The 12,520-nt window shown below is 72.0% G+C and carries 11 protein-coding genes and 2 pseudogenes; 6 read left to right on the top strand and 7 right to left on the bottom strand.

Annotated features, from left to right (window positions below):
• Positions 1 to 46: 46 nt before the first annotated feature.
• Together ACWCRD_RS38180 and ACWCRD_RS38175 are read right to left on the bottom strand one after the other, a co-directional pair.
• The gene (locus ACWCRD_RS38180; RefSeq protein ID WP_450970280.1) at positions 47 to 1,465 is read right to left on the bottom strand and encodes a hypothetical protein; all 1,419 of its coding nucleotides are present in this window, start codon (positions 1,463 to 1,465) and stop codon (positions 47 to 49) included.
• A 115-nt stretch (positions 1,466 to 1,580) separates the two neighbouring features.
• Positions 1,581 to 1,673, bottom strand: a pseudogene (locus tag ACWCRD_RS38175) (hypothetical protein); the annotation flags it as partial.
• 3 nt (positions 1,674 to 1,676) lie between these two features.
• On the opposite strand from ACWCRD_RS38175, the pseudogene ACWCRD_RS38170 reads away from it, so the two are divergent.
• The 4 genes and pseudogenes from ACWCRD_RS38170 to ACWCRD_RS38155 form a co-directional block, all read left to right on the top strand.
• Positions 1,677 to 1,989, top strand: a pseudogene (locus ACWCRD_RS38170) (IclR family transcriptional regulator domain-containing protein); the annotation flags it as partial.
• Between the two features lie 81 nt (positions 1,990 to 2,070).
• Positions 2,071 to 3,276 carry a cysteine desulfurase-like protein gene (locus ACWCRD_RS38165; protein WP_450970315.1) on the top strand — a complete coding sequence of 402 codons (1,206 nt, stop codon included), beginning with the start codon at positions 2,071 to 2,073 and terminating at the stop codon, positions 3,274 to 3,276.
• Positions 3,277 to 3,329: 53 nt separating this feature from the next.
• Positions 3,330 to 4,304 (top strand): helix-turn-helix domain-containing protein, encoded by a 975-nt coding sequence (locus ACWCRD_RS38160; protein ID WP_450970279.1) that lies wholly within the window; start codon positions 3,330 to 3,332, stop codon positions 4,302 to 4,304.
• Between the two features lie 219 nt (positions 4,305 to 4,523).
• Positions 4,524 to 5,432, top strand: coding sequence for a TIGR01777 family oxidoreductase (locus ACWCRD_RS38155; protein WP_450970278.1), 909 nt, complete (start codon positions 4,524 to 4,526; stop codon positions 5,430 to 5,432).
• Positions 5,433 to 5,440: 8 nt separating this feature from the next.
• Here ACWCRD_RS38155 and ACWCRD_RS38150 read toward each other — a convergent pair whose 3' ends face one another.
• Complete coding sequence (locus tag ACWCRD_RS38150) at positions 5,441 to 6,226, bottom strand: transglutaminase domain-containing protein (RefSeq protein WP_450970277.1); 786 nt, start codon at positions 6,224 to 6,226, stop codon at positions 5,441 to 5,443.
• Positions 6,227 to 6,459: 233 nt separating this feature from the next.
• On the opposite strand from ACWCRD_RS38150, the gene ACWCRD_RS38145 reads away from it, so the two are divergent.
• Positions 6,460 to 6,789 (top strand): GNAT family N-acetyltransferase, encoded by a 330-nt coding sequence (locus ACWCRD_RS38145; protein ID WP_450970276.1) that lies wholly within the window; start codon positions 6,460 to 6,462, stop codon positions 6,787 to 6,789.
• A 7-nt stretch (positions 6,790 to 6,796) separates the two neighbouring features.
• On the opposite strand, the gene ACWCRD_RS38140 is transcribed toward ACWCRD_RS38145, so the two are convergent.
• From ACWCRD_RS38140 to ACWCRD_RS38125, 4 genes are all read right to left on the bottom strand, one after another.
• Positions 6,797 to 7,819 carry a TolB family protein gene (locus ACWCRD_RS38140; RefSeq protein WP_450970275.1) on the bottom strand — a complete coding sequence of 341 codons (1,023 nt, stop codon included), beginning with the start codon at positions 7,817 to 7,819 and terminating at the stop codon, positions 6,797 to 6,799.
• Positions 7,816 to 9,099: an MFS transporter gene (locus tag ACWCRD_RS38135; protein ID WP_450970274.1), complete on the bottom strand. Its 1,284-nt coding sequence runs from the start codon at positions 9,097 to 9,099 to the stop codon at positions 7,816 to 7,818. The genes ACWCRD_RS38140 and ACWCRD_RS38135 overlap by 4 nt, the downstream gene beginning before the upstream one ends.
• 5 nt (positions 9,100 to 9,104) lie before the next feature.
• The gene (locus tag ACWCRD_RS38130; RefSeq protein WP_450970273.1) at positions 9,105 to 9,995 is read right to left on the bottom strand and encodes an alkaline phosphatase family protein; all 891 of its coding nucleotides are present in this window, start codon (positions 9,993 to 9,995) and stop codon (positions 9,105 to 9,107) included.
• Positions 9,996 to 10,226: 231 nt separating this feature from the next.
• Positions 10,227 to 11,078: a LysR family transcriptional regulator gene (locus ACWCRD_RS38125; RefSeq protein WP_450970272.1), complete on the bottom strand. Its 852-nt coding sequence runs from the start codon at positions 11,076 to 11,078 to the stop codon at positions 10,227 to 10,229.
• Between the two features lie 70 nt (positions 11,079 to 11,148).
• Here ACWCRD_RS38125 and ACWCRD_RS38120 point away from each other — a divergent pair, with 70 nt between their 5' ends.
• On the top strand, positions 11,149 to 11,745 hold the full coding sequence (locus ACWCRD_RS38120; RefSeq protein ID WP_450970271.1) for a short chain dehydrogenase: 597 nt from the start codon (positions 11,149 to 11,151) through the stop codon (positions 11,743 to 11,745).
• Positions 11,746 to 12,520: the final 775 nt, after the last annotated feature.

The following is a 12,520-nucleotide window of genomic DNA, read 5'->3' as shown; positions in this document are numbered from 1 at the left end:
CTTTTCGTCGGGGTGAGCCGAGTGCGACGGATGTACGAGGGTGAGGTCAGCGGAAATTCGCGTGGCGCGGGTGGGAGCGGTGGCGGGGGGTGCGGCAAAGGTCCCCGGGTCGGTAACGTGCAGGCCCGCGAGCGGGTCCGGTCAGCCCCTGCCTGAACAGGCCGTAGGTGATCCGCCGCTCCGCGGCCGCCTCCAGCTCGTCCCGCAAGGGGCCGTCGCGCAGCACCGCCCCAGGGCCGAGCAGGCCCTCCACGACGGCCAGTGCACCGGCGATGTCTCCGTGGTCCAGGCGTTCGCGGACGCCCGTGAGGCAGTCCGGACGACGGTGCGCCTCGTCGATCGCCTGGAGGCAGGGCAGCGGAGTCCCGGTCAGCGCGACCAGCAGCTCCTCCCGCCGGATCTCGGCCGGGTCATGGTCCAACGAGGCCAGTACCCCGTTCACCAGACCGATCCGGTGCCGGGCTCCACGGCACTCCACGAGACGCGGCTGCCCTGCCAGTTCCGGAGCAGGGGGCGGGTCGGCCGGCGAGTAGTCCGGTACGAGGGCGGTGGCGACCAGCGGGTGCAGTCGCTCGGGTGTGATCGCACCGGTGCGCAGGAGCTCCAGGTCGGGCGGGACCCAGGTCGCCGCATCGGGCAGCACCGGCAGCGCGGAGCGGTCGCCGTACCCGGACGCCTCCGCGTGTCGTACCGAGGTCGGCCCGGCCTCCTCGCTGCCCGCGGTCAGGGCCAGGACCAGGCGATGCCTGCCCCCGAGCCGCACGAGCACGCGACCGCCGGACCCGCGCCGCCCTTCGGCGCCGAGCAGTATCCCCGCCTCGGCCGCCCACCGGTCGACGGCACACCGCCGACCGTCCGGCACCGGCGCGGGCAACTCCCATTGTGCTGCAGGGCTGTTGTCGTGGCTCGGCCGATCGGCCCCGGACCGTGTCCGCAGCTCGTCGGCTCTGCTCGCGTCCCACAGATGGCGGTGCAGGTCGAGCCGGAACCGCCGGCTGGGATGAGGATGCGGATGGCGCCGGGCGGCGGCTTCGGCAGAGGATCCGCCCCACAGCGCGAGGCTGATCCGCTGCCCGGCATCGGCCCAGGCCGGCGGAGTCCGCACCACCAGGTGCACCGGACCTGCCCCGTCCCGCCCGGCAGCCTCGTACCGGGCCAGGGCAATGGTCAGTCCCGGGCGCAGCAACCCGTCGGGAGCGATCCTCGGCATGTGCCAGCGCAGCAGGTCGGGAGCCAACCGGCGCAGATCGGCCCGCACTTGGGCCCCGAGCTCCCGGCCGTGGCTGCGCGCCACGGAACGCAGGTTGAGATCGACATCGAGGCCTGCGGCGGCACACGCTCCCGCCCAGTCGCCGACCAGGCGGCGGGCGGTCGCAGTCTCGATCATGGAGGGCGGCACGGCGAACTCGCGCACGCGCTGCCAGAAGGAGAGGCGGGGATCCCCGTTCGCAGTCTCGGTGAGCATCAGCACTCACCTGGCGCGGACGGGACCCCCGATCTGTCAACAGAATGAGTCGTCATCGCGAGGGATCGTAGCCTTGCCCCCGCCCGCTCGGCCACGGGTTTTCCGAGCAGCCGGTTCAGGGCGATGTCTGCGCGCGGGTGAGCAGATCCAGCGCGATGTCGGTGATCATGTCCTCCTGGCCGCCGACCATGCCCCGTCGGCCGACCTCGTCCGGCTGGACCTGCGCGAGACGGCCCTGCCCTTCCTCCAGGACCTGTTCGAGGCCACCCGCGAGACCGTCCGTCTCGGCATGCGCGAGGGCATGGACTTCATCCACCTCGAACGCATCCACGGCCACGAACCCCTCCAGTTGCCCTCCCCGCATCGGCGGCAGCCTCCCGCTGAGCTGCACCGCGGTCGGCCAGGTGTCCGGCCTCGCCCACGAGGAGCAGGAGGCCGCCCCGGGCGTGAGCTGCATCGCCGCCCCCGTGTTCGCCGACGGCACTGCCGTCGCCGCCCTCTCGGTGGCCGTGCCCCGCACCCAGGTGGCTGACACGGCCTGTTGCCACGTCCGCCCGCCGTCGCGGAGGATCTTTGCTCCGGCCCGGCACTCGACAGGAGCCCTCGTGACGTACGACATCACCGCCATCCGCTCCCAGTTCCCCGCCCTGGCGGCCGGAACGGCGCACTTCGACGGCCCGGGCGGCACCCAGACCCCGCGAGCGGTGATCCAGGCCATCGCGGACGCCCTGTCCAACCCCCTGTCGAACCGTGGCCAGGTGGCGCAGGGGGAGCGCAACGCCGACACCATCGTCACCGGGGCCCGCCGGGCCATGGCCGACCTGCTCGGAGCGGATCCGTCGGGGATCGTCTTCGGCCGCAGCGCCACCCAGCTCACCTACGAGTTCTCCCGCACCCTCGCCAAGACCTGGCAGCCCGGGGACGAGGTGGTCGTCACCCGCCTCGACCACGACGCCAACATCCGCCCCTGGGTCCAGGCCGCCGCGGCGGCCGGCGCCACCGTACGCTGGGCCGACTTCGACCCCGCCACCGGGGAGCTGACCCTCGACGACATCCGCGCCGTCCTCAGCGGACGCACCCGGCTGGTCGCCGTCACCGCCGCCTCCAACCTGATCGGCACCCGTCCCGCGATCGCCGAGATCTCCCGCCTGGCGCACGAGGCGGGGGCGCTCAGTTACGTGGACGGCGTCCACTACGCCGCCCACACGCTGGTCGACCTGGAGGCGCTCGGCGCGGACTTCTTCGTCTGCTCCCCGTACAAGTTCCTGGGCCCGCACCACGGAGTCCTCGCCGCCCGGCCGGAGTTGCTGGAGACCCTGCGGCCGGACAAACTCCTGCCCTCCACCGATGCGGTCCCCGAGCGCTTCGAACTGGGCACGCTGCCCTATGAGTTCCTGGCGGGCACCACCGCCGCGGCCGACTTCCTCACCTGCCTCGACCCGGGCGCCACGGGAACCCGCCGACAGCGCCTGGCCGCCGCGTTCACGGCGCTCGAAGCACACGAACACAGCCTGCGCACACAGATCGACAAGGGACTGTCCTCACTCGAAGGCACCACGATCCACTCCCGGGCGGCCGACCGCACTCCCACCCTGCTGCTGACGTTCGAGGGCCGCTCCACCACGGACGCCTACCGCTTCCTCGCCGAGCGCGGCGTCCACGCCCCCTCGGGATCCTTCTACGCCATCGAGGCCTCCCGCAGGCTCGGCCTCGGCGACACCGGCGGCCTCCGCATCGGCCTCGCGCCCTACAACAGCGCGGAGGACGCCGACCGGCTGCTGGGCGGACTGTCTGAGTTCCTCAGCCTCTGAGCAGCGGCCGGACGCCCGAAAGTGCCGCCCGGGCCGTGTGGTTGACTACGGCCGTGTTGCACGAGTCGGTCCTGCGGACCGTGGATCTGCCGGCGGGCGACCGTTTCGACGCCTGGACCGAGCGCATGGGCCGCACCCACGCGCCCATGCAACTGGCCAGCGACCGCGCGGCGGACTACCGCGGCGAGCAGCGCCTGATCTGCCTGGGCGATGTGACGGTGTGGCCGGCCACCTTCGACCACCTGGTCTTCCGACGGACCCCCAAGCTCGTACGGCAGTCCGACCCGGAGGTCTACCACCTCTCCGTCCTGCGACGGGGAGAGGGAGCGGCCAGCTGGGGCAGGCAGCAGGTCGCCTACCGGATCGACGACATCCACACCAACAGCTCCTCGCGGTCCTACGACATATCCACCGGCCCGGACCCGGTCACCCTCATCGGAATCGAGATACCCAGGGCCCTGGTGGCGCTGCCCGCGCACCGGGCGGACCAGGTGATCGGGCGCCGGATGTCGGGCCGTGAGGGCGTCGGCGCGCTGCTGGCGCAGTTCCTCGTGCAGCTGGTCTCCGACACAGCGCCCTACCAGCCGCTGGACGCGCCCCGGCTGGGAACCGTCGTCGCCGATCTGGTGACCACCGTCTTCGCCCACGCCCTGGACGCCGACCGCCAGTTGCCGCCCGAGACCCGCGCCCGGACGCTGACCCTGCAAATCAAGTCGTTCATCCGCCGGCACCTCGGCGACCCCGACCTGACCCCCGCCCGGATCGCCGCCGCGCACCACATCTCCCGCAGCTACCTGTACAGACTCTTCCGGTCTGAGGGCACCACCGTCGCCGCCTACATCCGCGATCAACGACTGAAGAACGTCTGCCGGGACCTCGCCGACCCGGCTTTGCGCACACTGCCGATCCATGCCGTCGCCGCCCGCTGGGGCTTTCCCCGGGCCGCCGAGTTCACACGGGCCTTCCGCTCGGCCCATGGTGTGCCGCCGAGCGAGTTCCGCCAACGGAGCGGACCGCCCGCCGAGTAGCGGCCGTGGACCGTGCGCCAAGCAGGTGTGGACCGTGCGCCAACGACAGCTCCGCTGCCCTCTGCGCATCATGGTGATCGGCGCGAGGGAGACGCGCGAACCGGGGCGGGGCCAGGACTGCCGGGGAGTCCTGGCCCCGCCGTTGTGTCCGACCGGGTGTATGTTTGAAGAGTCAAACGTATTGGTCGGTTGTTCGTTCCCGGATCGAGGCCGGTTCTCATGCACGTCGTCATCAGTGGTTCCTCAGGATTGATAGGCGGTGCACTCGCCGCGTCGCTGCTGGCCGACGGTCACCGTGTGACCCGGTTGGTCCGGCGCGAGCCGCAGACCCGGGCCGACGGAAGCGCCGAGGCCCGGTGGGACCCGCGGGCGGCGGCAAGCGGGGTGGATCCGGCGGTGCTCGACGGCGCGGACGCGGTGGTCGGGCTGGCCGGTGCCGGAGTCGGCGACCGCCGGTGGACCGCCGCGTACAGGAAGGAGATCCGCGAGAGCCGGGTGCGCGGCACCGGCGCCCTCGCTGAGGCGATCGCCGGCTGCGAGAAGCCGCCGCAGGTGTTCGTGTCGGGATCCGCCGTCGGCTACTACGGCGAGACCGGGCAGGCCGTGGTGGACGAGTCCGGCAGGCCGGGCCGGGATTTCCTGGCCGGCGTCTGCCAGGAGTGGGAAGAGGCCGCCGACGGCGCCCGGGCGGCCGGGACGCGGGTCGTCACCACCCGCTTCGGTATCGTCGTGTCCGGCGCGGGCGGGGCGATGGGCCGCCTGCTGCCACTGGCCCGGGCGGGGCTCGGCGGGCGGCTGGGCGACGGCCGCCAGTACTGGAGCTACATCTCCCTGCCCGACACGGTCCGCGCCCTGCGCCACCTCATCGACACCGGATCGGTCAGCGGGCCGGTCAACATGACCACCCCGCACCCCGCGACCAACCGGGACATCACCGCCGCCATCGGCAGGGCCCTGCACCGCCCCACGGTGCTGCCCGTGCCCGGCTTCGCCCTGAGGCTGGTGCTCGGGGAGTTCGCGGACGGCATCCTGATGAGCCAACGGGTGGTGCCGGGACGCCTCCTCGACTCGGGTTTCACCTTCGAGCACCCGACCTTCGAGGCCGCCCTGGGCTCAGCGATCCACTGACGGTGTCCTCAGACGCGGGCCGCGCGACGACGGCCCAGGACGGGCTCGGCCAGCACTCTCGCCGCCCGGCAGAGGGTCTGGCCGTGCCGGGCGAAGAGTTCGTCGCGCGAGTCGAAGTGGCCCAGGTCCGCCAGGACGTAGGCCGAGAGATCGCACGAGGCACCGTCGGCCGGGCAGAGTGTCCTGCCGTCCCAGTCGATCGCTGTCCTGGACAGCGCCTCGAACAGCGTCTCCGCACCGGCGTTGGTGAAGCCGCCACCGCGGTTGTCGCTCAACTCGTCAAGGCTGCCGAAGAGTTCCGAGACCGTCAGCCAGGGGTCTGCGGTGTGGGCGGTCGGCGCCGGTACGTCGAGGCGGAATTCCGGCCATGCCAGGAGAACCTGGTCCGGGACGATCCGGCGCAGCCTCGGGAAGCGCGGGTACCAGAAAGCCCCGTCGACCAGCAGCCCACGCACCCGCGTGGCCATCCCGGACGCCCGCGCCACCGCCTCCAGGACGGCCAGCCGCTGGCTGCACGAACCACGGCCACGGCGCAGCACCTCGGACACGGGCCGCTCGTCCTGCACCGAGTACACCGGCCGCACAGCCGCGGCAATGACCCGGTGGGCCCGGCGCAGGTCCGCTGTCCGGCGGTCGGGCGCCGCGCCCGTCCCCGCGTCGACCTGCCGGAGCAGGGAAGTGACCTGCGGGTGCTGCCAGTCGAGGATCCGCGTCGGGGCAGTGCTCCCCGCCGCCACCCCGGCCGTCGTACCGGCGCGACAACGGCCTCGTGGCGTGAGAAGCGAGCTCGTCATGACCGTGGTCCTCTCTCCAGCCCCGATGGCCACACGTATCATCGCTCATGAATTGAACATGTTCAACTATGCTGCGGTCGCCCGAAAAAGCGTGGTCATGTCCCGCACCGGCCTCTAGCCGCTCCGCTCGTGGACGACAACGGGCGGGAAGCAGTGACGGCGGCGAGTGAAAGGGTGCCCTGCCGGCGGGGAGCAAGATCGCCTCCGCCCCTCTGGAGGTCGACGATGCCGAGGTGCTGCAGCGGTGGCGGTCCGACCCGGCGGCCGCACATGAGATCGGCCTCTGGCCCCGGTCCCTGTCCTGGCTCCGCGAGCGGGTGGAGCGTGACCTCGACACCATGGTCGACCTGGCCTTCGGTGAACTGCCCCTGCACCGCCTCCAGGCAGTCACCCACACCGAGAACACCGCCGCCCTCAAGGTCCTGGCCAAGTCCGGGTTCGTCCGGGAGGGCGTGCGCCGTTCGGCCTGTCTGCACCGGGGGCGCCGCCACGACGTTGCGGTGCTGTCGCTGCTGCGCTCCGAGTGGGAGACGCTGTGGCGCCCGCGCACATGGGACCTGTGAGGACCCGTCAGCCCAGGTAGGCGGGGGCCACGGCCGAGGTCATCAGCCGGTGGGCCGTGCCGGTGCCGTCGGCCGGGACGGTCCACAGGTCGGAGCCGTAGTCGCCGGGGAGGGCGTAGACGAGGGTGGAGCCGTCGGCCCACAGGGCCTGGTCGTCGATGTTGCGCTGCTCGGCGGTCGCGGTCTCCTTCATGGTGCGCAGGTTCAGGACGTACAGCCGCCAAGGGGCGTCGGGAGAGGCTCCCTTGACGCGTTTCTTGTAGGCGATGCGGGTGCCGTCGGGGGAGAGGGAGGGGCATTCGACGTTGCGGTGCAGGGTGGTGAGGGTGTGTGCCGCGACGTCACCTCGTACGAGGTAGGTGTTGCCGCCTGTGGCCAGCGTGGCGTAGAAGCGGTCGTCGTCGGCGAAGGTGACGCCCCAGATGTTGGTGTCGGCGGCTCGGTAGGTCCGGCCGTCCTTGATGATGCGGAAGGTCTCCAGGTTGTCGTCGATCTTCCAGGTGCGGGTGTCGACGACGGCCGTGCGGGTGGAGAAGTTCGTGCCGGCGTAGGAGTCTCCGCTGACGAAGACCGTCCAGGCCACCAGGTGGCCGGAGGGTGAGACGCGGGCCCGGGTGGGGATGCCCGCGGCCGGGAAGCGGTGCCGCTCGCGCAGGTGTGCGTCGAGGACCACCGCCCGGTAGGTGTCCCTGAGCGTGCCGTGCACGGCCTGCAGGCAGATGCCGGTACCTGCCGCCGCGTGGAAGCGCAGGCACTTCATGCCCGAGGCGGTGCGCGGCCCCTGCGGATCGTCGGCGGGCACGGTGGCGATCTCGTCGCGGTGCGGGCCCCAGGCCAGGTTGCGCACCAGCAGCCGACGCCCGGCCGTCGGCCCCAGTGTGACGGTGCCGGTCCGCACGGTCGGGCCGTTCGCCTGCTGTTCGTCGCGCATGCCCGAGCGGTGGGCGGCGTAGAGGACCGCCCCCGTGCCGACGCCGCCGAGCAGCAGGACGGCTACCAGCAGGATCACCAGACGGGAGGTTCGGGTCATGCGGACACCTCGGCGGGGGACACGTTGTCGGCGGGGCGGAGCACGAACGAGGCCACGACGGCGCTGACGGCCAGCGCGGCGGCGGTGACGGCGAGCGCGGTGCGCCCGCCCCACAGGCTCCAGGCCGCGCCGAAGGCGAGCGAGCAGGCGAACCGGGCCAGTGCCTGGCCGGTGCCCACCAGCGCCTGCCCCGCCCCCTGGTGCTGTGCCGGCACGGCTGAGGCGGTGGCCGCCGCGAGGACTCCGTCGGTGGCCGCGTAGAAGGTGCCGTGCAGTACGAGGACCGCGACCACGGCGGGAATGCCGTGCCAGGGTGAGAGCACCAGGCCGTAGCCGAGCAGCAGGACGCCGTGACCGGCCAGGAACAGCCGACGGCGGTCGAGGCGGTCGGCGAGCGCGCCGAGCGGGACGGCCAGCAGCAGGAAGACCGCGGCGGTGCCCAGGGGCAGCAGCGGGAACAGGTCGGCGGACAGGTCCCCCTCGCGCTGCAGCAGCAGATACAGGAAGGAGTCGCTGACGGTGGTGAGACCCAGCAGGGCCGCGCAGAGAGTGAGTCGGCGCAGCTCCGGGCGGCGCAGCAGGCCCAGCGAGTCGCGCAGGGCGGGCCGGGCCGATGCGGGCGGTCGCACGGCACCGGCGGGCGTGATGCGGCCCGGCACGAACAGCACCAGAACCAGCACCCCGAGCACCGCGATACAGCCGCTGACCGTGAAGACCGCGTCGTAGCCGTCGACGGTGGCCCGCAGCACGGCGAAGGCGACCAGCGGGCCGAGCAGTGCGCCGGTGGTGTCCATCGCGCGGTGCACCCCGAACGCCCGCCCCCGGCGCTCGGGTTCGGTGGCCAGCGAGATCATCGCGTCCCGTGGGGCGGTGCGCAGTCCCTTGCCGGTGCGGTCGGCCGCGAGCACGGCGCTGATGACGGGAAGCGTGTGGGCGAGCAGCAGCAGCGGCTTGCACAGCGCCGACAGACCGTAGCCGAGGCCCGCCACGACCTTGTGCCGGCGGCCGCCGCGGTCGGCGAGATGACCGCCGGCCAGCCGGACCAGCGCCCCCACGCCGTTGTTGATGCCGTCGAGGAGACCGAAGCCGAGCGGGGACAGGCCGAGGCCGGCGACCACGTACAGCGGCAGCACGGCCGTCACCATCTCCGAGGAGACGTCGGTGATCAGGCTGACCGCACCCAGGGCCAGCACGGTGCCGGGCACAGCGGCCGGCCGCCGCCCCGGACGGGTGTCCGGGGCGACGGCGGCCTTGGTGCTGCGGGAGTCCGCGAGATACACGGGCGTCAGTTCCAGATGCCGGAGATGTCGGACGCCGAGGCGGCGTTGCCCGCATGGGCGCTCAGACCCGCCAGGTCCTCCAGGGTGCGCAGGACGTTGTAGTGGTTGTACGTGGTCGCGTCGGAGCTGCCGGGGGCGACGTGCTGCCCGTAGAAGAGGGTCGGGATGCGGTTGCCGGAGAGCTTGTTGTCCTCGTCGAAGGTGACGGCGAGGATGCTGTTGTGGGTCTTGGCCCACGTGGCGTACGCGCCCAGGTTGTTCTTGATCCAGGTGTCGCCGGTGGAGACCGAGCAGTCGTGCATGTCGCTGCACAGGTTCGGCACGACGAAGGAGACGTTCGGCAGGGTCGTGTAGTCGGTCGGGAACTGCGCGAAGGTCATCGCGGTGTTCGTCGGCACGTTGGAGAAGCCGAACCACGGGTTGTGCTTCTGCGCGTAGTTGCCGCTGCTGCAGGTCGTCGAACCCTGGCTGGGCAGCGACTCGTTGTAGCTCTTCCACGTCTTGCCCGCGGCGATCAGCTCGGAGGCGAGGTTCGGCGCCGAGATGGACCCGACGCTCACACAACTGTCGTCGGTGCGGCCCTGGTTGGAGCCCGAGAAGAGCATGTAGTAGTTCGGCTCACTGGGGTGGGTGAGGCCGTAGGACTGGGTGAGGTTGGCGCCACCCGCCTTGAGGGTGTTGTTGATGTACGGGGCGCTGGAGCTTCCGATCACCTGCGAGTAGGCGTGGTTCTCCATCACCACGACCACCACGTGGTCGGGGGTGGGGAGAGCGGCGGCCTGAGCGGCTGAGGTCGTTGCGGCCCACACACCGATCGACGTCGCGGTCAGGGCGACAGCCCCGGCGAGTGCGGTGAGGGGGCGTCGGGTGCGCTTGGAAGCCTTTACGGCGGTCATGACTGTCCTCCGGACAGAAGTGACGGGCACGTGCGGGGGAGGCGGCGCCGCAACCATAGGAGCCCCAGGCCGGTACTGCGTGAAGCCCAGACGAACGCCGGACCCCGATGGGCAAACATCGCACGACATGCTGGTCATGTACAGGTCATGCGCGGTGCGGGCTCGCGGTCGCCACGACATACGACCCGCGTACCCCGAGGTCCTCTCGTCGATCGCCGCGCAGCCCGCGGCCTACGGCTGCGCGGACGTCATGACCTGCAGATGGCCGAGAAAGGCGAGCGTGGCCGGGTGCGTGGGAGTGTGCGGCCAGGCCATGCGGACCGTCACGGGCGGTACGTCCGTCAGGGGCAGATAGCGGACCCCGGGGTGCGGATGGCTCTGCCGGGTGGCCTCCGCGGTGACACCGACCGCCTCCCCGGTGGCGATCACGGTGAGCCATTCGTCGACGTTGGCCACCTCGAACGTGCGCGGCCGTCGTCCCTCGGGCCACAGCTCGGCGGTGGTCGCGGCGGTGGCACACAGCACCACCGGGCGCTCGGCGAGATCCGTCAGCCGCACCGATGGACGAGTGGCCAGCGGGTCGCTGTCGGGTACGGCGGCCATGCGCCGCTCCCGGTACAGCGACCGGACCTCGAGCCCGGCGCCGGGCGCGGTGCGCACCAGCGCCGCGTCGATCTCCCCCCGGCGCAGCGCCACCTCCGGATCGTCGCGCCGGTACACCTGCACCGGGGTCCCGGGGTGTGCCTCCCGCCATGTACGCAACAGCGGTACGGTCAGGTCGCCGAGTGCCGCCCAGGCGAAACCGATCCGCAGTGGCCGCACCCCGGCCGCGGCCTCCGTCAGCGCGTCATCCAGCTGACGGAGGATCAAATGAGCTCTCTCGTACAGCTTTTGACCGGCATCGGTGAGCGCAAGGGTGCGGGTGGTACGTTCCGCCAGCCGCACGCCGACCCGGCTCTCCAGCTGCTCCAGGGTGCGGGAGAGGGCGGGCTGGCTGATGTGAAGCACGGCCGCCGCGCCGGTGATGGTGCCCTCGTCGCCGATCGCGGTGAGCGCCCGCAGATGCCGTAGCTCCACATTCATAACCCTGAAGCATAAGTGCTCCCCAGAAGGTATTTCCCTCCCGCCGGGGGCCGGGCCTAGCGTCGCAGCCATGAAGATTCTGCTCATCGGCGCCACCGGCACGCTCGGCGCGGCCCTCCACAAGACACTCGGCACCCGCGGCCACGAAGTCCTGACCGTGGGACGCAGCGGCGGCGATCTGCGCCACGACATCACCGACCCCGCGCAGGTCACCGAGCTCTACGACCGCGCCGGCCGGGTGGACGCCGTGGTCAGCGCCGCCGGACACGTGCCGTACAAGCCGGTCACCGAACTGACCCCCGAGGACTATCTGGCCGCCTTCCACGGCAAGGTGCTCAGCCAGATCGACCTGGTGCGCCAGGGCATCCCCCGGATCGCCGAGCGCGGCTCCTTCACCCTCATCACCGGCGTGCTGGCCCGCGAGCCCATCCCCACGGGCAGTGCGGCCTCCATGGCCAACGGGGCGCTGGAGGCGTTCGTCCGGGCCGCCGCCATCGAGATCGCCCCGCAGCGCATCAACGCGATCAGCCCGACGGTCTTCACCGAGAGCCTCGCCGAGTACGGCGACCACTTCCCGGGCATGCCACCGGTCGATCTCGCCGACGTCACCCAGGCGTACGTCCGGTCCGTCGAGGGCGCGCAGACCGGGCAGATCTACGCCCTGTAGCGGGCTGAGTCCTGTCCGGGACGGGTGCCCCTTGCTCCGCATCGCCGTGCGGACGCGCTCCTCGGCCGGGGCGCGGCCCGCGGCGGGCGGGGGACGGCCACCGTGTTGGCGCGCAGCCTCGTCCAGATCGCCTCGAAGACGGCGGCGGTGTCAGGGCAAAACCCTGAGTGGCCAAGGCCCGTCCGCGAAGCCGCCCGCGACGATGCTCCGGCGGTGGCGACGCAGTCCGGGACCACTGTGATGCGGCGCGCGGCGAGGACGCCCGGGCCGCCGGCGCCGTGGGCAGTTGGCCCTCCACGATGAGCTCCCTTGATCTCGTGCGCCGTGGCGTCGTCGATGGCGTCCTGCAGTACGGCGGGCGTCAACACCTCGCAGTCAACGGGGAGTTCAGCACCAGAGGGCGCGGGTGACGAGATGGGTCGCCGCCCTCCTCGCTCGCGGCCAGGAGGTCCTCGGCGTCGAGAGCGCTCGGGTCGGACAGGGCGCCGTGCGCGGTGGGTGCGCGACAACGGTGGTGTCGAGCTCCGTGAAGCGCCGGGCGACCGCGCTGCCTGCGACGCCGAAGCCCTGGCGGGCGACAGGGCGCCGTCCAAAGGCAGGTCCAGATATAGGGCCGCCCCGTCGGCCGACTCGGCGACGGGCGTGCCGCGGACCGGCCCGCGATCGTCCAACTCGTCATGGACGACGGCTGCGTCGCTCTCGGGCAGCCCCCTGTCCAGTCCAGCCCGATCACGAGCGCGAAGTTGTCGACATCCATGCGCCGCAGCGGTTCCCG

The organism is Streptomyces sp. NPDC002092 (assembly GCF_053593775.1).
The sequence above is the reverse complement of the archived record's forward strand: the minus strand, read 5'-3'. Positions and strand labels throughout refer to the sequence as shown.

Coding starts and splice junctions, on each gene's coding strand:
- ACWCRD_RS38180 (WP_450970280.1), bottom strand. CDS start 1,465: ATGCTCACCGAGACTGCGAACGGGGATCCCCGCCTCTCCTTCTGGCAG.
- ACWCRD_RS38155 (WP_450970278.1), top strand. CDS start 4,524: ATGCACGTCGTCATCAGTGGTTCCTCAGGATTGATAGGCGGTGCACTC.
- ACWCRD_RS38150 (WP_450970277.1), bottom strand. CDS start 6,226: ATGACGAGCTCGCTTCTCACGCCACGAGGCCGTTGTCGCGCCGGTACG.
- ACWCRD_RS38140 (WP_450970275.1), bottom strand. CDS start 7,819: ATGACCCGAACCTCCCGTCTGGTGATCCTGCTGGTAGCCGTCCTGCTG.
- ACWCRD_RS38130 (WP_450970273.1), bottom strand. CDS start 9,995: ATGACCGCCGTAAAGGCTTCCAAGCGCACCCGACGCCCCCTCACCGCA.
- ACWCRD_RS38125 (WP_450970272.1), bottom strand. CDS start 11,078: ATGAATGTGGAGCTACGGCATCTGCGGGCGCTCACCGCGATCGGCGAC.
- ACWCRD_RS38120 (WP_450970271.1), top strand. CDS start 11,149: ATGAAGATTCTGCTCATCGGCGCCACCGGCACGCTCGGCGCGGCCCTC.